This is a genomic window from Afipia carboxidovorans OM5 (genome assembly GCF_000218565.1).
Taxonomy (GTDB): domain Bacteria; phylum Pseudomonadota; class Alphaproteobacteria; order Rhizobiales; family Xanthobacteraceae; genus Afipia; species Afipia carboxidovorans.
The window spans coordinates 2,591,083-2,610,301 of sequence record NC_015684.1 but is presented as its reverse complement, the minus strand read 5'-3'; the positions used below and the strand labels follow the sequence as shown (position 1 = coordinate 2,610,301).

The following is a 19,219-nucleotide window of genomic DNA, read 5'->3' as shown; positions in this document are numbered from 1 at the left end:
CCATGAAGGAATTCACGCTCGAAGAGAAGCTGGAAGAGATAGAGCGCGAGATCGCGCAGCGGCATCGGGTCTATCCGCGCCTGGTCGCAGCCGGGAAGCTACGACAGACGAAGGCAGACAAGCAGATGGCTCTGATGATCGCGGTTCGCGACGACTATCGAACGAAGATCAGTCAAGGCCCGCTCTTTCGTGAAGGAAACGCACTATGACGCTTGAAACGCTGACTAAAGACGAGCGGAAAGAAATTCAGGCCATTGTTGAGGGTCTGGACAATGCCGCCGAAGAAATCCGCAAATCGATTGCTCCGCAGGTTCACGCGATTGGCGCCATTGAAGGCATCCGCGATGAATTTCTGATGGCTAGGGGAGACCTTGAGGTCGCCGGATATTGCGTCGGGTGCGAATGCATCCTGTTTCACGGAGACCGTGGCTACCACTACGAGGACGGCGAAATTTCTTGCATCGATTGTTCGCCGACATGGGCCGATGCCGAGGAAAGCTTTAAGGCAGCCGCCGGCGACGATGAAGAACACGCAGAGGCCTATGCGGACTTCAAGTCGCGCATGGAAGAGCACGTCGCCGGCGGCGGCAGCGTCAACGAAAAAATCCCGTACATCATTTGAAAGGGGCGACCATGTCGAGCGAAGTCGCGCTATTGCCTGAAGCGTATCTGGAAGAAGATGTCGCTGTTCTCGGACGGAAGGGCGGCGGCAAGACGTACACGTCGAAGGGCATCGTTGAGCGCCTGCTCGAGGGGAAGCGTCGCGTCCTGATACTCGATCCGCTCGGCGTCTGGGCCGGATTGCGTACGGCAGCGAACGGCCGGGACGCCGGCTTTCCGATCGCGATCTTCGGCGGCGTGCACGGCGACCTGCCGCTCGAGCCTGCCGCCGCCGTGCCGATGGCGGACGTCATTGCGCGGAACAACATCCCTGCGGTGCTGGATATCTCGGACCTGTCGAAGACGGCGCAGCAATCGTTCTTGCTCGCGTTCCTGCGGGAGCTCCGCCGCGTCAACACCGAAGCCCTGACGCTGGTGCTGGAAGAGGCTGACGTCTTCGCCCCTCAGAACCCGATGGGCGATGACAGCAAGGCGCTCCATGCAGAGATCGACTGGATTTGCCGACGCGGCCGCTTCCGCGGCTTCCGCCTCATCACCATCACGCAGCGGCCTGCTCGGCTCTCCAAGGACGTGCTGACGCAGGCGGCCACGCTGATCATGCACCGCTTGCCGGCGCCGCAGGATCGCGACGCGGTCAAGGCGTGGGTTGATGGAAACGGCGACCGCGACCAGGCGAAAGAGGTGTTTGACACGCTGGCCCGCCTCGATGTCGGCGAGGCGTGGGTGTGGTCCACCACGGACAACCAGCTTCAGCGCATGCGCTTCCCGAAAATCAAGACGCTCGACACCTCGGCCACGCCGAAGGCTGGAGAGAAGCGTGTCGAGCCGAAGACGCTGGCGCAGGTCGACCTTGGCCCGATCAAGACGGCGATGGATGCTGCAGCCGCCGAACGGCTCCAGAGAGCCGAGCCTAAGTCTGGCGGCAAGAATGGAAGTGCGATCGATCCGGCCGCCCTGAAGGCGGCGGAAGATCATGGCTATGCGCGCGGCCTTGCCGATGGTGGGGTTCGATCGGCGCGGGCCGTGTTCGATGCGTTGCTGAGTTACATGGCACAACCTCAGACCTATGAAGAGGTCACCCGGAACCTACTGACCGACCTGCCTAGCGACGTGGCGGTCCCCTATGGAAAAGGTGGACATGGCCGTGGTTTTATCGCGCTCGATCTACCGAGGGTAGTTACCAACCCGGCCGATCTGCCAAAACCGACGCCGCAGGCACCATCGAAGCCGAAGCCTGCCGCGAGCGGCGAACTCGACGGCGGGGCGATGAAGCTGCTGGCAGCGATTTGTCGTTACCACGACCTCACGTGGGATAACGCCTGCATCGTCGCGGGCATCCTCCCGGGTAACGGCTACTTCTATAAGGCGAAGCGATCTCTCGTCGACGGTGGCTATGTGCGAGAAGCCGAAGGGATGGTTGCGCATTCCGCCGCAGGTCGCAAAGCGAATGGCGGGACCGGGTCGCCTGCGACGCTCGGTGAGCTCGTCTCGCTGTGGGCCGGGAAGGTCGGCGCGCCTGGCGGCCAGATGCTGCAATTCATCGCGAACCATCGCGGGCACCAAGTCACCACCGAGCAGATGTCCGCGGCGATCGGCGCGAAGCCCGGTAATGGATACTGGTACAAGGGCGTCAAATCGATCCGAAAAGCCAATCTGATCGACCAAGACAAGGGCTCGTTCAGGCTCTCGGCTTTCCTCTGTGAGGCGCCGCGATGATCGTGAACGATTACGATCCGATCCTTCAGGAGATCGAGCGCCAGGCGCAGGCACGCAACGCTCGCGTGCGCCAGCTTCTCGTGGAGAGCGGCCGAGACGACGTACTTGCCGAATTCGACTTGGCGATGCGCGAGATCGCCAACGGCGTCATGGGCGCGCGGGCGACGTGGCACAGCCTGTCGAGCGTTCAGCGGTTCGTGCTGCGCACGATGGCTGGCGGCCGCTATCTCTCCCGCGCAATCCGATCCAAGGCGCAATACGACGCGATCGGTCGGGCCCCGGTTGTTCTCAACATCTGCAAGCTCTCGACTGCACGAAAGCTTTGCGCGCACGGGCTGATCCACGTCAACGGTGGCGCTACCGACCCAGAGGCGGCGTTTCTCGTCACCGAGCGCGGCCGCTTCGTTTGGAGGCATGGCGAGGCCAATGGTTGACACGCGCATCCATATGACCGACGCGCAGCGCGCCGCCGCGGCCGATGTTCGGCGGCTTCTGGTCCGCCTGCAGAACGGCGAGGGCGAGGACAGGGCGCTTGGCGCCGACATCCTCAATGCACTCGATGCGCCGAGCCTGACGCTTTGTCCGGTCAGCTTCATGGATGGCGCGGCGCAATTGACCGGGCTTCTCGGCTATCCGCGCACCGAAATCTGTAACGCCGCAGCGAAGGTGCTGCGCGAGCGCGTTCTGTCCGGCTGGAAAGACGGTCGCGATATCACGGCCGCCGACCTGGCGCGCGCGATGACAACGGTTCTCCTGAAACTTCACCTCGCAAAACTGGAAAGGGCGCCGGCGTGACCAAAGCCCCGCCCACGGCAGACGATGAACTGAAGCGTACCGCGCGCGAGGCGCGGCGTGCGGAAATCCGCCTTGAGAAGGCCGCGAAGGCAAAGCGGAAGGCCGCCAAGGAAGCGAAGCGGAAGGCGCGGGCTGCCGCGATGGAGCGGCACGCGGCGATCATGGCTGCGCAGCCCCATCCGCAGGCGCATTGGGATGAAGAGCGCGAGGCTGAGGCAAGGCGGATCAAGAAGCTGAAGCGACAACTCGAGCGGCGCACGTCGAAGGACAAGTCGCCCCGGTGGTCGATCGCGGAAAAGCCGATCAAGCTTCCCGACCCCATCCAGCAGCCCGATCTCGACAGCGAGGAAGATCCTGCGCCGCCGCCACGGCCCGGGTTGATCCCCGGCACATACCGCGTTGTCGACGCTGCTCGCCTGCGTGGCGGCCTTCTGGATCGCCCGCGGCTGCCTGCGCAATGGACCGCGCGACGCGTCGGTGAGCGCCTTATCGAGGCGCACGCGGTGCTGCGCCGGCTGCCCATGAATGTTTGTCCAAAGGAATTCGGCGCGGCGTGGCCGTCCTATCGCTACGAGGCGGGTGAGCTCGCGCATCAGGCCGGAAATCAGACCCTATCGATCGGTCGCAACGTCATCGCTCGGACCGCCACCGCGGACGAAATCGCGCGCATGAACGAAGCTCTGCCGTGGCCAATGCAATTCCTTAGCGGCGGGTCTGGAGCCGAGACGCTGAATTGGTGGGCCAGCCACACCGAAGAATACGAGCACGAGAAGGCCCCGCTCGGCCTTCTTCAGGTCATTGCCGACATGCTGAACGCTGCAAAGGAGGCCGTTCGATGAATGTGAGAGTTGATCCCGGGTCTGAGCTGATCGAAGAAATCGTCATCGACAGTTTCGCAGGTGGTGGCGGCACGTCGGAAGGCATCGTTGCCGCGCTCGGCCGCGACCCGGATATCGCGATCAATCACGACAAGTTCGCGCTCGCGATGCATCGGATCAACCATCCGGGCACCGAACATCTGATCGAGGACGTCGTGACGGTCGACGCCATCAGCATGTGCGCCGGTCGGCCCGTTGGCATGCTCTGGATGTCGCCCGACTGCAAGGATCACAGCAAGGCCAAGGGCGGCAAGCCGCGCGACAAGAATATTCGCGGGCTGGCGTGGGCCGTGTTCGGCTGGGTGAAGGCGCTTCCGAAATGGCAGCGGCCGCGCGTGGTATTCCTCGAGAACGTCGAAGAATTTCAGGATTGGGCGCCGCTCGACGAGAATGGAAAGCGTTGCGCTCTTCAGAAGGGAGCCATCTTCAAGAACTTCGTCGCCTCGTGGGAAGCGCTCGGCTACGTCGTCGAGTGGCGCGAGCGCCGCGCCTGGCGCGCGGGTCGGAAGATGCAGGCGGCCACGATCCGCAAGCGGCTTTACATGATCATGCGGCGGGACGGCGAGCCGATCGTGTGGCCCGAGCCGACACGCGGCAACCCCAACGATGTCGAGGACGCGGCGAAGATAGCGGCCGGGCTCCTGACACCTTGGAAGACGGCGGCCGATTGCTTGGACTGGTCGTTGCCGTGCCCGTCGATCTTCGAGACATCGGCGGAGATCAAGGCGAAGCACGGCATCCGAGCGAACCGTCCGTTGGCGGCGAGCACCATGGCGCGCATCGCCAAGGGCACCTCGCGTTACGTGCTCGAAGCGCTCCGCCCATTCCTCGTTCCTGTGACGCACAGCGGCCCGCCGCGCGCCAACAGCGCGGATGAGCCGCTTCGAACGATCACGTCGGCGCATCGCGGCGAGATTGCGATAATGACGCCTTTCGTCACGAAATTTCAGACTGGATCGGTCGGCCATCCGGCGAGTGAGCCACTTCATACGATCACCAGCCACGCCAGCGACCACCATGGCGGCGGTGCGGCGCCGCTCGGCATTGTCGCGCCGGTGCTGGTCAGGACAGCGCACGGCGATGTGGGAGCCGATGGCAAGCGGCGCGGTCGCGGCGACCATGATGCTCAGCAGCCGATGCCGACCGTGCTCGCGACCAATGACGTTGCCGTTGTTGCCCCCGTGCTGGTCGGCTGTGGCGGACGTGCCGCGCAGACCGAGCCGCGTGCGGCCGATGATCCGATCATCACCCAGACCGGCAAGGCTGACCTGTGCGTCTCAACCGCGTTCATGGTGCCGCGATATCAGGAGCGGCCCGGACAGGAGCCGCGGACGCGTTCAATCGAACAGCCGGTCGGCACCATCGTTCCTGACGGTAACGAGGGCAGTATCGCTGCGGTCCACCTCGCGACGATGCGGAATTCTCAGAAGCCGTTCAACGACGCGGACAAGCCGGTCCACACGCTGACGGCTGGCGGCGCGAACATCAGCGTCGTGTCCGCCTTCATGGCGCAGCACAATATCGACGGCAGGACCGGGCAGGGTAATCCGGGCCATCCAGTTGACGATCCGGTATCGACCATCACGACAGCCGGTAGTCAGCAATCGGTCGTAACCGCGCACATGATCAATCTGCGAGGCGAAGATCGGCGGGACTCGCCGGCTGATCATCCGACGCAAACCGCCACCGCTGGCGGCACCCATCTTGGCGCTGTGCTCGGCTTCCTCGCGAAGTATTACGGCGAGGGACTTCCGAGCCAATCGGCGGGCGAGCCGCTGCACACCGTCACGGCGAAGCCGCGGTTTGGGCTGGTCGAGGCCTCGGCCGCGCTGCCGCCGTTCGGCCCCGAGCACGAAGCGCGCGCCCGCCAGGTTGCCGATTTTCTGCGCGCGCATGGCTATTGGGATGAGCGCGAGTTCGTCACTGTCGAGATCGACGGCCTCACATTCGTCATCGTTGACATCGGCATGCGCATGCTCACGGCGCGCGAGCGCTTCACCGCGCAGGGCTTCCGGCCGGATTACATCATCGACCGCGGCATCCTCGAGGACGGCACGGTCATCAAGTTCACCGCTGAACAGCAAGGCTACATGTGCGGGAATTCGGTCTGCCCGCCCGAGGCAGAGGATCTGATCTTCGCGAACTACCAGCGGCGCAAGGTGAAGCGGCCGCGGCGAACCGCCAGCGCGATGCCATTATTGGAGGCTGCAGAATGACAGATCATTTGGCGCTCGCCGCCGAGTTAGACGCAATGGCGTCGGAAAAGACGCTGAAATGCTGGGAGCCGCGCCACGGCGCGTGGATGATGAAGATGCGGGAGGCCGCATCAGCGCTCCGCCACGCCGCGCAGTCGCAGGAGCCGGTGGCTTGGCGGTGGCGCTATGAAGGCGAAAGCAATTGGAGCTTACGCAAAGATTGTCCAAGTCACGCCAGCGATCACGATGTGCAATGTGAACCTCTCTACACCGCCCCTCCGCAATCCGCGAGCGACGGCGCGCTGCTGGAGGCAGCGGCAAAGATAGCGTCAACCTATGACGGAGTGAACTTCCCGCCAGCACATAGGCACGCCAACATAATCGCCCAAGCCATCCGCGCACTCGCCGCGAGCGAGGCGACGAAATCTGACGGCGGCGCTCTACCGACCAACCTTGCCGAGATCATCGAACTCGAATTGATGGCATGGCGCGGTGCAAACGGCGGCGTGTACACCATTCGTGCGGCTGCGCTCGGCGTTTCGTGCGCAATCAGATCGGCGGTGTTCCGCGCGATCAATACCAGTTCTGACGGCGGCCACGGCGGCCAGCCTTACGCCTCTACGGACGCGGTAGAGGGAGCGTCGGCACCGAACGCGATATCGGGCAAACAAGAAGGCCGAACCGGGCATGAACGATGAACTGTTGGCGCTGGCGGATAAGCGCATCAATGTCGGATCACGTGTAAAACATTCTGCCAAGTTTATCAGATCGCTTGGAAATATCGGGATTTGGCGCGCCGAGGTAATCGGAACGGTTGTTGAAAAACTTCGACTGCCCGGAATGTGTCTTGCGTTAGTTGAATGGAACGGCGGCAACGGCTTTTCCGAGGTGAACGTCGCAAACCTCGTCGCGATAGCTGATGTGTACAAAGAGGCTCGTCACGTCGAACACATAGATAACATTCCTGGCATAGTCATTGGGAGCAACGCATATGCCAAGACCGCGATTTGATTTGGCAGACCGCCTCGAACACCAAGCAGGCAACGTCGAGAATGACGGGCACCTCAATGCCGCACGTTACATGCGGGAGGCCGCATCCGCCATCCGCCTCGCCGCGCAGTCGCCGGAGCCGGTGACAGTGAAGCCGCTTGTGTGGGTTGATCATCGTCCAGATTCCTTCCCCGAGCCAGCATGGTCCGCGCAAACTCCTTTCGGCTTTTACAACATTGAAGAAGTGTCGGCCAGTGATTGCCCTGCATACGTTGTGCGCCTACATGCCCATCGTTTTGTTGCGGATAAAGACAGCTTGGATGCCGCCAAAGCCGCCGCGCAGGCCGACTACGAGCAGCGCATCCGGTCGGCGCTTGTGAACGTGCCGATGTCGGCCAGCGACGGCGCGCTGCGGGAGGCGCTGGAGCAAATCAGAACGGTCTGCATCGATAACGCTGGCGATACGGTGCGTCATGATCTTGCACTAAAGTTTATTGGCAAGATTGCGAGCCGGGTCCTCGCCGCGAGCGAGGCGACGAAATCTGACGGCGGCATGAAAATTCCCTTCGGCGCGATGAACGATGACCCGTCTGCACCGGGGTTCAAGCCCGTCCCGTCAGACCTCGATGCAAGGCTCGAACGGTTACAGGACGAAGCAACTGACCTTGGCTATGTCCTAACACCAGAGCCCGAGCATCCCGACAGTCCACACTCGTCAGACACCCGCCCCGCCGATGTGACGGTGGATGAGTTGGCGCAACTCATAATCAAAACAGTCGAGACAAGCGCGGAAGGTTGTAGCAACGGCGTTTGGGTGAATGCACACCCAGCCGCCCGCGCGCTTCTCGACACCTACAAGATCGGAGCGAAGTGATGGCGAGCGTAAAAAAGAGCAAAGTCCACACTCTTCAAATCAAGGTGCGCTTCGATAGACCGTGCTCAGTCACTACTGCCGTTCGCGATGCAGGAAATTGTCTCAAAGAAGGCGAGTTCTATCCATCGCCATATCGTGATGGAGAACCAGAGACGATGACCATTCTGTCTATCACTCGTAAGCCGGGAAGAATCCGCCCATGACCGCGAGACCTAAAGAAATGACGCGCCGCGAACGTCTTGAAGATGCCTTCAATGCATATAACGACGGCATCATGTCCGATGAGCAACTAGCGACCGCTTACAAAGCTACGTCCGAAATGGTCGAAACGATGTTCGCTATGGGGATCAAAGGCGCAGCTATTCTCGGATATGTGATGCAAGAGAACACGTTGCGCGGATACATCGACGCGAGGAAGCGCCCATGACCGCGAGCATCAAGGAGACGCTGGAGCTTAAGCCGTGCCCGTTCTGTGGGAGTGCGCCGATCCTATGCGATCAGGGAGACGGCGACTTCGCTGTTACCTGCAAGGAGTGTGGGGCTGGCTCGCGGTTCTCCGACGAGGCTGGCGACGCGGCTAAAGCCTGGAACACCCGCGTCACACCGGCCTCGCTCTCCTGCGGTGAGGCAAGGGAGAGGATCGCGCGGATTATCCGCCGGGCCATGATCGACAACCCCACCGGTGGAACGTCGGAAGAAAGGGCAGCCAAACGCGCGAGTATCGCAGACGAGTACGCTACCGCCTATCTGGCGGACCTCGCGACCGGCTGCGTGCCCGACGAAGCCTCGATCCGCGCCGATCAAATCATCATGCCGCGCGCTCTTGTTGAGCAAGCCCATGCCGCGATGCTCGAAACCGGATGGCACCTTGCACCGGCTCACGCCACGTCTGGCGATGGCGTAATCGAGGCCGCTGTCGCGGAGATCGAGGAACGGTTTGCCGCCGCTATCCGGGCCGGGAGGGGTGAGGGATGAAGCTGGCAGAGGCGCAGCGTTCTGAAGTGGAAAAGTACGTGCGCGACTATCTCAATGACCTATCTCAGCGGGGAAATATCTTCTTCTGTGATCCGACGCCAGAAGCGCTCCGAAGCGGCATACTCACTATTGAGTTCGCACTGTCGCCGGCGTTGCGGTGGATTGGCCCTATCAAGACTGAACACAAGAGCAACCCGTACAGTCGCATTGTTGCGAAGCGATCGAAGCGACGGAGCAGGCGTCTGCGGGCTAAGTTCTTCATGAAGATCAGCCGCGCTCTTGCCGCGACACAGTGCGGAACGCACAGAGCGCCCGCGCCACGTTCGATTGGGTGAGACCATGCCTACGCCGCTTCACCAGTGGGTGCTGAACTGGCACTCAATTCTCGATCAGTTTCCGCGAGGCAATGCGATAGTGGTCGCTACAGATGCGATCTTCGTCGGCACCTTTTCTGACGAATTGATATCGGACCATGACAACGACAACGGCAAGCGGCCGGAGCCCGCGTGAATGCCGACGCGGAATGAACGCCTCGCCGAGCACTACATCGCGCAGACGGGCATCGTGGCGGTGCAGATCGATCGTATCAATTTAGCTTCGTTCAAGGCGACGTGGTCGCCGGTGGTGACGCTCGCACCGCCGCCGACGTCGCGCCGCATTTTCTGTTGTGCCGCTGCCAATGACGCCGCTCACTTGGTCGCTCGCTTGTCGCAGGAGATCGGCTCCGCGAGCGACTTCCCGGCGGCCACGGCGGCGCTGCACAGGATCGCGATCGCGGAGGGGGTCGGCATCACGCCTCACGAGATTGTCGCGGATCGTGCGCGCGCGGTGGTGGCCGAGGTCAACGAACGCTTCGATCTCATGCGGAAGAACTATAAAATCCGGCACATCAACCGCGAGTTCAAAGCGCTCCGCGCAAAGGGCGCGGTGACGAACTACGCCGAGTTCGTCCACGGCAAGAAGGCCGAAATGCTGACGGCGTTGGCCCGGGCTGTCTAAAATATTCTCCTAGTCCGCCGACCTCAGCCGCCGCATCGTGAACGTGATGAGGTCGCCAGGTTCGGCGGACCAACTCTCGACCTCGCTGTCATAGGCGGCCTTGGGCCAGCGCCGGAAGAAGGCCTCGGCCGCCTCGCGGGCCTCGTTCCGCGGCAGCCGCTCATAGCTCTCCCTGACATAACCATCGAGACTGTCGCTGCGCCTGCGGCGCGCCATCCGGTCGGCGAGGTCTCGCGGCGTCCGCTTCATCATGGCTTCCGGCTTCCGATTGCGGACAGCATCTTCCTCATGCCGATCTCGGCTATCATGGGCGGCGCGCCGTGCTCGACGACGACCTGCAGGGCCTCGGCCGCGGCCTGCACGGCTGGGTGGTCATGCTTCTTTTTTGGAAGTTGCAGAAGGTATTCACCCGCCTCTTTCAGGGTGCGGATGGCTCGCCCGTCCGGCAGGGTGATCGGCTTATCGAACTTCCGGTTCCACGACATACGCAACTCCGAACGCAACGCTTACGCGGGGACGGAAGGTGAAAATGTCCCCTTGTCCCCCTGAAATGTCCCCTAAAATGTCCCCGCTGATTTGCGAGTGAGGCCGGTGACCGCCTTAAAATGGGGGACAAAAGGGGGGACAAAAAGCGGTTTTTAACAGCCGATGAAAATAAATTTTGGGCGGTGGTCGGCGCGCGAGGAAATCACCTCATAACGCCCGCAATCATTGGGAAAGTCAGCCGGTGGCGGTGGCGAGGAAATCACCATTGCGCCGGGGACATTCGGGGACAAAACAGCAAAATGTCCCCTTTGTCCCCTTTGACAGGCGCCAAAAACAGGCAGTACACGTGCGCGCACGGTTGGGGGGCGTGTGGGCTAAGCGCAGCGGAGCGCGTCAGCGCTCCCAGCAAGCGGATAGATTGCTCACCCAGCCGATAGCTCAGAGTTTCAGAAGAGGCCCGTTCGTAAGAGCGGGCCTTCTTCGTTCCAGAAGGTCATCGCCGATGGAAATCCGCGTCGATGTCCGCGACGACGTTCTGAAGAGGTTCGGAAACAAACTCGCCGCTCTCGGCGACGGTCAGGCCGCCGTCGTCATGTCCCGCGCTCTCAACCACGAAGGCGACAAGGGGCGCACTCAGGTCAAGCGCGTGCTGGTGAAACAAACCGGCATCAAGTACGGCCTGATCCACAAGGCTATGAGGACGGTCTACTCGACACCGGCGACGCTGACGTACACCCTCGTCGCGCGTGGTGACGAAACGAACATCGCTCTGTTCGGAGCGAGGCAAGGCAAGCGCGGTGTCTCCGCAGCACCTTGGGGAAGGCGTCACGTTTTCAAATCGACATTCATCGTCGGAAGATACGGCGGCAAGGTCTACAAGCGCATCGGCCCCGCTCGCTTCCCGCTGAAGCAAGTCTTCGGACCGAACATTGCCCGCGAACTTCTGAAGGGCGAAACCGTGGCGACGTTCAAGGCGGGGTCATCCTCCATCGCTGATCGAGTTGCGCACGAACTGTCGCGTGTCATCGAGGAATGATACCTCTCCGAGGGACAGAGAGGTCGCGCTGATCGCGCGCCTCTAGGGTGCATTGCGCTGCGGACTTTCAGAACGAACGCACCACGCGCCACGACAGCCCCGAGGCGGTGGCCTCTCGCAGAACTTTTTAGGGACCGTACAAACGGGCGAAAGAGGTGCGGGCGGCGCAGCCCCCGAAATTTGAGCATTTTCGGAAAAGCAAAAATTCGATTTTCCTTTCGGTCGGGCGGGGCGTGATGGCGGTCGACGAGGCGACGACGGTTTCGGCGAAGGTCTTGGGCTCGATGCTCGGTCTGTCGGCGATGCGCGTGCAGCAATTGGTCGCCGATGGCGTGATGAGCCGGGAGGCCAAGGGAAAGTTTCCGCTGGTCGCAAACGTCGCCGCCTACGTTGCGTGGCTGAAGGACGACCAGCGGAGATCGGTGAAGTCTGCGGCCGCATCCGAGTTCCAGCAGGAGCGGGCGGAAGAGGTTCGGCTGCGGAATGCTGACCGCAAGAAGGTGATGATCGAGCAGGCTCAGCAGGAAGCGATCCGCGTTATCGACGAGATCGCTGGCCCGTTGCGGTCCGACCTGATGGCGATCCCTGCGCAGGTGACCGATGACCTGGCCCTGCGCCGGAAGATCGAGGAACGGGTCGATGGAGCTTTCGGAGCCGCAAGCAAGCGGGCCTTCGCTGCAGCAAAGCGCGTTCCAACGGCTGGCAACGCTTTGGGAGCAGCGGGAGCGGAAAAGCCCGCCAGAGTGGGGAAGGGAAAACCGGGTCTATCCGCCAAGCGCAGGCGTTCCCGGGCCGCGTAACCCGGAGCTGACGCCCTACATCATCCGCTTCGAGGAATTCTTCGACGATCCGCGATACGAGGTTTGCGCCCTGATCACCGGGACGCAGATGTCAAAGACGGACGGCATCCTTGACGTGATGGGCTGGCGGCTGGCGACAAAGCCGCGGCCGCAGTTGTACGTCGGTCCCTCAAAGGACTTTGTCAGCAATCAGTTCGAACCGCGGCTGATGAAGCTGTTCGACGAGGCGAAGGCTCTTGCGCCGTTGGTGGCGCGCGGAAAGAGGAACAAGAAGACCCTGAAGACTGTGGCGGGCGTGAACGTCCGCCTCGCATGGGCCGGATCGGCAACGTCGCTGGCATCGGACCAGGCCGGTGATGTCTACATCGACGAATTCGACAAGATGGTCGGTGGCGTGAAGGGCGAGGGCGGCCCGTTCGGCCTCGCGAAGGCGCGCGCCGATACGTACCGCGATCGCAAGATCGCTGTGACCTCGACGCCGAAGCGGGGCTCGGTTGAAACCGAGAGAGATCCTCGCACCGGCTTGGAGTTCTGGAAGATGGCGGACCCGGCCGACATCGAAAGCCCGATCTGGGCGAAGTGGCAGTCGGGGACGCGGCATCACTGGGCTTGGAAATGCCCGCACTGCGGAGAGTGGTTTATCCCGCGGATGTCGCTCCTGCGATACCCGAAGGACGCCACGCCATCACAGGCGCGGGCGAGGACTTGGTTGCAGTGCCCGAGCAGCAACGGCTGCGTCATCGAGGAAGAGGACAAAGCCGCGATGAACGCCGGCGGCCGGTTCGTGGCGCCGGGTTGCACGATCAACGAGGACGGCACGGTCTTTGAGGCCGACATGCCGGACAATTCGATGCTGTCGCTTTGGGTGTCAGGCCTTGCCTCGCCGTTTCTGTCGTGGGGCGAGCGCGTCGAAGAAGTTTTGAACGCCGAACTGAGCGGGGATGCTGAAGAGCGGCAGGGAGCCGTCAACAAAACCGGCGAGCTTTGGACGCCTACGGCGACCGGCGACGTTCCGACCTGGCAGGTCATCTTGAACCGGGCCGAACCGTACGCAAAGGGCGCGATGCCCGATGCTGCGATCCATCCGATCATCACCGTTGACGTGCAGCGCGATCGGCTGGTGTTCGTCATCCGCGGGTGGGGCGCTCGATCATCGTCATGGCTGATCGAGCAGGGATACCTCTACGGCGACACAGCGACTGTCGATGTCTGGAACGACCTCGCGGAGAAAGTCACGACGCCGATCGGCGGCGTTCCGATCAAGCTGGGGTTCATCGACAGCGGCTTCCGTCCCGGTAAGCCGCTGACGCTGCCGCTGAACCGGGTTTATGCGTTCTGCCGTCGTTTCCGCCGCTTCATCTATCCGACGAAAGGTTCGTCGAGGCCGATGCTGCGTCCGCTGGTGAAGGTGAAGCCGGACGTCAACCGTAAAGCGGACGTCGCGAAGTACGGTCTGGAGTTGATCCGCCTCGACACGGATCACTGGAAATCGTTCGTGCACGAGCGTCTAGCTTGGCCGTTGGATCAGTCGGGCGCGTTCCATCTGCATCAGGACATCGACGAGGACTATTGCCGGCAGCTTGTCGCCGAGGTGCGGGTGGTGACCGACAGCGGCAAGCCGCAGTGGGTGGTGAAGTCGACTTCGAACCACTTCCTCGACTGCGAGGCGATGAACGCCGCGGCCGCCTACATGCTGAACGTGCATCACATCCGTGATGGCGCGCGGCGCAAGGCTGACGAGGCGATGTTGCCGAAAGTGGTGGTCCCCGACACGCCGGAAGCGGCGGCCATTGCGAAGTCGGAAAAATTTGCGCGGTTTGCGAATATCGCGGCTCAACTCAATCGGTAATCGGCATGGCGAACGTTACGAAACCGCGGCTGCGCGTGAACACGCGCGGCGCCGTCGTCGGCACGTATGTCGAGGGCGAGCTCGTTCGCCCGTCGCATCAGTCCGGCTATATGCGCGGAAACGCTTCGCCGTTCTTCTTCGACTGGAACCCGGCGCTGCGTGACCAGCGCGATGATGTGTTCGTGAGCTACCAACAGGCTGCGGCGCGTGCGATCGACGCAATTCACAACTCGGGCTGGATTTCCGGCGCTGTGGAGCAGGCGGTGTCGGCAACCGTCGGCGCAGGCGGGCTCCGCCTGGCAGCGCGGCCCAATCCGCAGCGGCTTGGCTGGGATGCGGAGAAGACGAACAACTGGTCCGAAATCGTCGAGGGGCGCTGGAAGGAGTGGTCCGAACGTCCTTTCGAATGCGACGCGGCAGGAAAGTCATCGATCGCGCAGCAAACCGAGAATGTCCTTCGAGCCTATTTTTCTCACGGCGAGGCGCTTGCGTTGCTCCCGTTCATCAATCGCGCGGGCCGCCGCGGCACCAAGGTGCAGCTTCTGCCGCCGCACCGGCTGACGCAGGATACGAACCTCGCCACGCGGATGTTTCAGGGCGTATCGATCGACAGCTACGGCATGCCGGTCAGCTATCGCATCCGCAATCACAAGGACGATTTCTTCCTTGCCTCCTACTCGCCTTGGGTGGACGTGCGCGCGCGTGACGCCGCGGGGCGCCCGCAAGTCATCCACCTCTTCGAGGGGCGCGAGGGTCAGATGCGTGGCATCACGCCGATGGCGCCGGCGCTTCAGACCGTTCGGCAGTACGACCAGCTTTCGGACGCCACGCTTCAGACGGCGCTGATCCAAGCAATCTTCGCTGCGACGATCACCAGCGAGGGGCCCACGCAACAGGTACTCGAGGCGCTGCAGTCTGAGGAAGAGCAGCACACCGACGCTCCGTCGATTGGCACGCTGCTAGGCGCGCAGGCGGCTTGGTATCAGAACACGAAAATCGATCTCGGCGGAGCAAGCCGGATTGCGCACTTGTTCCCGGGCAACAAGCTGGAGTTCCTGCGTTCGGAGCAGCCGAACGGCACCTATGAGGCGTTTGCAAAATTCCTTCTGCGCGAGATCGCGCGCGCTCTCGGGTTGTCGTTCGAAACGATGACCGGCGACTACACTGGCGCGACATATTCGTCTGTGCGGATGGCGACTTCGGAGAATTGGCCGATCATCCTGCGCCGGCGTGCGAATATCTGCGGCCGCTTTTTGCAGATGATCTACGAGGCGTGGCTCGAGGAAGAGATCGATAGCGGTCTCATTCCATTCGATGGCGGCTTGATGGGTTTCATTGCGAACAAGCCCGCGGCCGTCATCGCAAACTGGCGCGGGCCTGCGAAGCCGCAGGCCGACGATCTGAAAACGGCGAAGGCGCACGAGGTCTACAAGAACCTGCGGCTGATGAGCGACGAGCGTATCGCCGATGACCTCGGCTACGACATCGGCGACGAGTACGAGCGCATGGCGCGCGAGGCGGCGCTTCGGAAGCAATACGGCATCCCGGATCCTGTGCCGGTGCAGGATGATCCAGTCGCGAACGCTCTGTTGAATGACAAGCAGAAGGAAGCCGCGTGATGGTCGATTGGACAAACCCATGTGAGCGCGCCGCGGCTCTTCGCGAGGCCTACTTTGCGCGTCTCAATGGGCGCGCGGTGACGCTCATCAAGGAGAGCGCTGGCGGCGGCGAGCGCGAAGTGCGCTACGCCACGATGGATATCTCCATTCTGCGCGCGGAAATGCAGACCGCGGAGGACGAGTGTCGCAAATCTCAAGGCTTGCCGCCGCAGCCGCGTCGCTTTGCGATCACTGCCGGCTCGCGTCGGCGCTGAGGAACATCGATCATGAACGATCTTGTGATGATTGCTGACCTCGTACTGAACCGGCCGCTGCTGGTGACGCCCGACAAGGCCGAGGTCATTCTGTCAGTTCTGGCCGGGCGCATCGGAGTTAACGTGCCGGAGGCGAGCCGCTTCGTCGGCGATGACACGCAATATGACGAGAACGGCCGACCGGTTCTTGGGGATTGGGGCGAGAAAAAGCGGAAGCCCTACAGTGTTACGAAGGAAGGCGTGGGCATCATCACGATTACCGGCTCGCTGGTGAACCGGGGCGCGTGGATTGGCGCGAAGTCTGGCCTTACGTCTTACGAAGGCATTCAGCATCAGCTTAAGAGCGCTCGCGACGATGCCGCAGTGAAGTCGATTATTCTCGACATCCATTCGCCAGGCGGCGAAGCCGTAGGCGCCTTCGAAACCGCAGCGATTGTGCGTGAGGTGGCGTCGAAGAAGAAGGTGGTTGCCGTCGTGAATGGCATGGCAGCTTCTGCGGCCTATGCAATCCCCTCGGGAGCGACCGAGATCGTGACGACCGAGACCGGGGTATCAGGATCGATTGGCGTCGTCCTGCTTCATGCCGACTTCAGCCGAAAGCTCGACCACGACGGTATCACTCCGACGTTGATCCACGCCGGCGCTCACAAGGTCGACGGCAACTCTCTCGAGCCGCTTACGGATGCCGTGAAGTCCGACCTGCAGGCCGAAGTCGACGCCTTCTACGAGACGTTTCTTGCGACCGTCGCCAAGGGCCGTGGCGGTCGCCTCTCTGTTGCGGCCGCGCGCAAGACTGAGGCGCGCACGTTCATTGGCAAGGCGGCTGTCGACGCGGGTTTGGCCGATCGCGTCGGCTCCTTCGAAAGCGTCCTTGCCGAGCTCTCCCGCGCCGGTGCGCGCAACCTTGTCCACGAAAGGAAAACATCCATGGACACCAACGAACAGCCTGCCGCGGACGCCCCGAAGGGCATTTCCAAGGCCGATCATGACACCGCCGTCAAAACTGCGCGCGCGGAAGGCGTGAAGTCCGAGCGCGAGCGGTTCAAAGCCGTGATGGGCTCGGAGAACTACAAGGGGCGCGAGAAGTCGGCTCATCACATGCTGATGAACACCGACCTGTCCGCGGAAGCGATCGACGGCGCGCTCGCAGGCCTCGACGTCGCACAGCCCGCGGCGGTCGCGCCGCAAGGTGATCGTTCCAAGGACGCTATCGGTGGCCTCGTTACTGTCGGCGCCGATGGCGCGAAGCCGGAAGGCACCGCGGCTTCGTGGGATAAGTCCGTCGAGCGGATGAACGCTCGCGTTTCGTAACGCGGGCGCTACTGCAACCAAAAATCTCTCACAAGAAGGAATTCACAATGACCCCCTTCGTTGAAGGCCGGCATCCGGCCGAGTTTGTGCTCGCGGAGGCCAATGGCAACCGCAGCCGCGACAACCTCAAGATCGGAGCTTCACAGACTATTCTCGCGGGCACCGTTCTCGGTGTGAGTGCCGCAAAAGCCATGGCTGCAGCGTCTGCCGTGAAGGCTGGCGGCGCAAACACGGGCGACGGCACGATGACCCTCGATGCGAACACGCCGATCCTGCCGGGTGCGAAGCTCGGTGTGTACACGGTCCGCTGCATCGCGGCCGCCGCAAATGGTGGCACCTTCCGCGTCGAAAATCCGAACGGTGACGTGATCGGCGACGTCGCGGTGGGCGCGACCTTCGCTGACGACATCAAGTTCGTCATCGCCGATGGCGCTGCGGACTTTGTGGTCGGGGATGGCTTCGATGTTACCGTGACCGAGACCGACGCCACGCTGGCCGAGTTCGGCGCCCTCAATCTCGCTGACGCTGCGGGGCTCGCCATCGCCGTGGCGATCGCGCTCTATCCCGCGACCACCGGCGCCGGCGAAAGCGTTGAGATTGCGGGTATCACCCGCGACTGCACCGTCAACGGCAAGTGCCTCGAGTGGCCGGCTGGTATCACCGACCAGCAGAAGGCCGCCGCTGTCTCGCAGCTCGCCGAGCGCGGCATCATCGTTCGCTAACGCTCCCGAAAAGGGCGCTCGCGTCAATCCATCAACACGGCCGCCGCGGGCGGCCTTTTTCATTGGAGCTACCGATCATGTTAGACCTTTTCCGCAATCCGGCGTTCGGCGTTGTCCCGCTGACTGACGCCATCAACAAGCTGAAGTTCGTGCCCGGCCGGATCGGCCAGTTGGGCATCTTCCGCACCCGCTCCGTCGCCACAACTTCGATCCTGCTCGAAGAGAAGAACGGCATTCTGACGCTCGTGGCGCCCACTCCGCGCGGCGGACCGGGGCAGACGGCCGAAAAGCCGAAGCGTTCGGTGCGCTCCCTCGCCGTTCCCCATTTCGAGATCAATGACGCGGTCATGGCGGAGGAGGTGCAGGGCGTCCGTGCTTTTGGGCAGGAGAGCGCTGTCGAGATGGTGATGGACAAAGTGTCCGAGCGCAGCCAAGCGCACTCGCAGTCAATGGACGCGACCGAAGAGTACGCCCGCCTCGGTGCTGTCAAAGGCATCATCACCTACGCCGACGGGTCCACGCTCAACCTTTTCAATGAGTTCGGCGTGACGCAGATCGATGAGATCGCGTGGGACTTCGCAAACAAGAAGGACGGGAATGTCCGCGCGCAATGCGGTGCCGTGTATCGTCTGATGGCGGCCGAGCTCGGTGCGGTGCCGTTCAGTGGCATCCATGCGCTGTGCGGCGACGCCTTCTTTGATGCGCTGATCAAGAACAACGAAGTCCGCGCCACATATCTGCAGCAGCAGGACGCCGCGCAGCTTCGTGAGGCCTATGTCAACAACGGTGCGAGCGGATCCTTCGGCAGCTTCAATTTCGGCGGCATCCACTTCGAAAACTACCGCGGCCAGGTCGGCAATACGGCCTTCGTCGACACCGACAAGGCGCATTTCTTCCCGGTCGGTGCGCCGGGCTTGTTCAGCACCGTCTATGCGCCGGCCGACTACAACGAGACGGTCAACACGATGGGCAAGCGCCTGTACGAGAAGATCTATCCGATGCAGAACGACAAGGGCATGCATCTCGATGTGCAGATGAATGCCCTGTCGTACTGCACCCGTCCTCGTGTCCTCATCAAGGGCAAGCAGGGCACGTAAGG

At 62.4% G+C, this 19,219-nt stretch carries 25 protein-coding genes; 23 read left to right on the top strand and 2 right to left on the bottom strand.

Annotated elements, in window-relative coordinates; translation table 11 throughout:
- Window positions 1-2: 2 nt before the first annotated feature.
- The 15 genes from OCA5_RS12265 (at window position 3) to OCA5_RS12200 (ending at window position 10,043) form a co-directional block, all read left to right on the top strand.
- Window positions 3-209, top strand: a complete 207-nt coding sequence (locus OCA5_RS12265; protein WP_244396166.1) for a hypothetical protein — start codon at window positions 3-5, stop codon at window positions 207-209.
- Window positions 206-622: a hypothetical protein gene (locus OCA5_RS12260; RefSeq protein ID WP_012562720.1), complete on the top strand. Its 417-nt coding sequence runs from the start codon at window positions 206-208 to the stop codon at window positions 620-622. The genes OCA5_RS12265 and OCA5_RS12260 overlap by 4 nt, the downstream gene beginning before the upstream one ends.
- Before the next feature lie 11 nt (window positions 623-633).
- On the top strand, window positions 634-2,337 hold the full coding sequence (locus OCA5_RS12255) for a helicase HerA-like domain-containing protein (RefSeq protein WP_012562721.1): 1,704 nt from the start codon (window positions 634-636) through the stop codon (window positions 2,335-2,337).
- The gene (locus tag OCA5_RS12250) at window positions 2,334-2,771 is read left to right on the top strand and encodes a hypothetical protein (protein ID WP_012562722.1); all 438 of its coding nucleotides are present in this window, start codon (window positions 2,334-2,336) and stop codon (window positions 2,769-2,771) included. Before OCA5_RS12255 ends, OCA5_RS12250 begins: the two co-directional genes overlap by 4 nt.
- A complete protein-coding gene (locus tag OCA5_RS12245; protein ID WP_013913220.1) occupies window positions 2,764-3,132 on the top strand; it encodes a hypothetical protein in 369 nt (122 codons plus the stop codon). The genes OCA5_RS12250 and OCA5_RS12245 overlap by 8 nt, the downstream gene beginning before the upstream one ends.
- On the top strand, window positions 3,129-3,971 hold the full coding sequence (locus tag OCA5_RS12240; RefSeq protein WP_012562724.1) for a hypothetical protein: 843 nt from the start codon (window positions 3,129-3,131) through the stop codon (window positions 3,969-3,971). Before OCA5_RS12245 ends, OCA5_RS12240 begins: the two co-directional genes overlap by 4 nt.
- Entirely contained in the window at window positions 3,968-6,226 is a 2,259-nt protein-coding gene (locus OCA5_RS12235; RefSeq protein WP_012562725.1) for a DNA cytosine methyltransferase, read from the top strand. Before OCA5_RS12240 ends, OCA5_RS12235 begins: the two co-directional genes overlap by 4 nt.
- 8 nt (window positions 6,227-6,234) lie before the next feature.
- A complete protein-coding gene (locus OCA5_RS12230; protein ID WP_244396167.1) occupies window positions 6,235-6,903 on the top strand; it encodes a hypothetical protein in 669 nt (222 codons plus the stop codon).
- A complete protein-coding gene (locus OCA5_RS12225) occupies window positions 6,893-7,216 on the top strand; it encodes a hypothetical protein (RefSeq protein WP_041559564.1) in 324 nt (107 codons plus the stop codon). The genes OCA5_RS12230 and OCA5_RS12225 overlap by 11 nt, the downstream gene beginning before the upstream one ends.
- Before the next feature lies 1 nt (window position 7,217).
- Window positions 7,218-8,069 carry a hypothetical protein gene (locus tag OCA5_RS12220; protein WP_244396168.1) on the top strand — a complete coding sequence of 284 codons (852 nt, stop codon included), beginning with the start codon at window positions 7,218-7,220 and terminating at the stop codon, window positions 8,067-8,069.
- A gap of 199 nt (window positions 8,070-8,268) precedes the next feature.
- Window positions 8,269-8,496 (top strand): hypothetical protein, encoded by a 228-nt coding sequence (locus OCA5_RS12215; RefSeq protein ID WP_041559565.1) that lies wholly within the window; start codon window positions 8,269-8,271, stop codon window positions 8,494-8,496.
- Window positions 8,493-9,044, top strand: coding sequence for a Lar family restriction alleviation protein (locus OCA5_RS12210; RefSeq protein ID WP_013913218.1), 552 nt, complete (start codon window positions 8,493-8,495; stop codon window positions 9,042-9,044). Before OCA5_RS12215 ends, OCA5_RS12210 begins: the two co-directional genes overlap by 4 nt.
- The gene (locus OCA5_RS12205; protein WP_041559566.1) at window positions 9,041-9,379 is read left to right on the top strand and encodes a hypothetical protein; all 339 of its coding nucleotides are present in this window, start codon (window positions 9,041-9,043) and stop codon (window positions 9,377-9,379) included. The genes OCA5_RS12210 and OCA5_RS12205 overlap by 4 nt, the downstream gene beginning before the upstream one ends.
- 4 nt (window positions 9,380-9,383) lie before the next feature.
- Window positions 9,384-9,554, top strand: coding sequence for a hypothetical protein (locus OCA5_RS19295; RefSeq protein WP_012562730.1), 171 nt, complete (start codon window positions 9,384-9,386; stop codon window positions 9,552-9,554).
- Window positions 9,555-10,043, top strand: coding sequence for a hypothetical protein (locus tag OCA5_RS12200; protein WP_012562731.1), 489 nt, complete (start codon window positions 9,555-9,557; stop codon window positions 10,041-10,043).
- A 9-nt stretch (window positions 10,044-10,052) separates the two neighbouring features.
- Here OCA5_RS12200 and OCA5_RS12195 read toward each other — a convergent pair whose 3' ends face one another.
- Complete coding sequence (locus OCA5_RS12195) at window positions 10,053-10,292, bottom strand: hypothetical protein (RefSeq protein ID WP_012562732.1); 240 nt, start codon at window positions 10,290-10,292, stop codon at window positions 10,053-10,055.
- Entirely contained in the window at window positions 10,292-10,528 is a 237-nt protein-coding gene (locus OCA5_RS12190) for a hypothetical protein (protein ID WP_013913216.1), read from the bottom strand. Before OCA5_RS12190 ends, OCA5_RS12195 begins: the two co-directional genes overlap by 1 nt.
- 503 nt (window positions 10,529-11,031) lie before the next feature.
- On the opposite strand from OCA5_RS12190, the gene OCA5_RS12185 reads away from it, so the two are divergent.
- The 8 genes from OCA5_RS12185 (at window position 11,032) to OCA5_RS12150 (ending at window position 19,217) form a co-directional block, all read left to right on the top strand.
- On the top strand, window positions 11,032-11,565 hold the full coding sequence (locus OCA5_RS12185) for a hypothetical protein (RefSeq protein ID WP_012562734.1): 534 nt from the start codon (window positions 11,032-11,034) through the stop codon (window positions 11,563-11,565).
- Between the two features lie 236 nt (window positions 11,566-11,801).
- Window positions 11,802-12,365, top strand: a complete 564-nt coding sequence (locus OCA5_RS19160; RefSeq protein ID WP_012562735.1) for a hypothetical protein — start codon at window positions 11,802-11,804, stop codon at window positions 12,363-12,365.
- Window positions 12,265-14,214 carry a terminase gpA endonuclease subunit gene (locus OCA5_RS12175; RefSeq protein ID WP_244396188.1) on the top strand — a complete coding sequence of 650 codons (1,950 nt, stop codon included), beginning with the start codon at window positions 12,265-12,267 and terminating at the stop codon, window positions 14,212-14,214. The genes OCA5_RS19160 and OCA5_RS12175 overlap by 101 nt, the downstream gene beginning before the upstream one ends.
- A gap of 5 nt (window positions 14,215-14,219) precedes the next feature.
- A complete protein-coding gene (locus OCA5_RS12170) occupies window positions 14,220-15,833 on the top strand; it encodes a phage portal protein (protein WP_013913213.1) in 1,614 nt (537 codons plus the stop codon).
- On the top strand, window positions 15,833-16,087 hold the full coding sequence (locus tag OCA5_RS12165) for a hypothetical protein (RefSeq protein ID WP_012562739.1): 255 nt from the start codon (window positions 15,833-15,835) through the stop codon (window positions 16,085-16,087). Before OCA5_RS12170 ends, OCA5_RS12165 begins: the two co-directional genes overlap by 1 nt.
- 12 nt (window positions 16,088-16,099) lie before the next feature.
- Window positions 16,100-17,398 carry a S49 family peptidase gene (locus tag OCA5_RS12160; protein ID WP_012562740.1) on the top strand — a complete coding sequence of 433 codons (1,299 nt, stop codon included), beginning with the start codon at window positions 16,100-16,102 and terminating at the stop codon, window positions 17,396-17,398.
- A gap of 47 nt (window positions 17,399-17,445) precedes the next feature.
- Window positions 17,446-18,120 carry a head decoration protein gene (locus OCA5_RS12155; protein WP_012562741.1) on the top strand — a complete coding sequence of 225 codons (675 nt, stop codon included), beginning with the start codon at window positions 17,446-17,448 and terminating at the stop codon, window positions 18,118-18,120.
- Window positions 18,042-19,217: a major capsid protein gene (locus OCA5_RS12150; protein ID WP_244396169.1), complete on the top strand. Its 1,176-nt coding sequence runs from the start codon at window positions 18,042-18,044 to the stop codon at window positions 19,215-19,217. Before OCA5_RS12155 ends, OCA5_RS12150 begins: the two co-directional genes overlap by 79 nt.
- Window positions 19,218-19,219 lie beyond the last annotated feature (2 nt).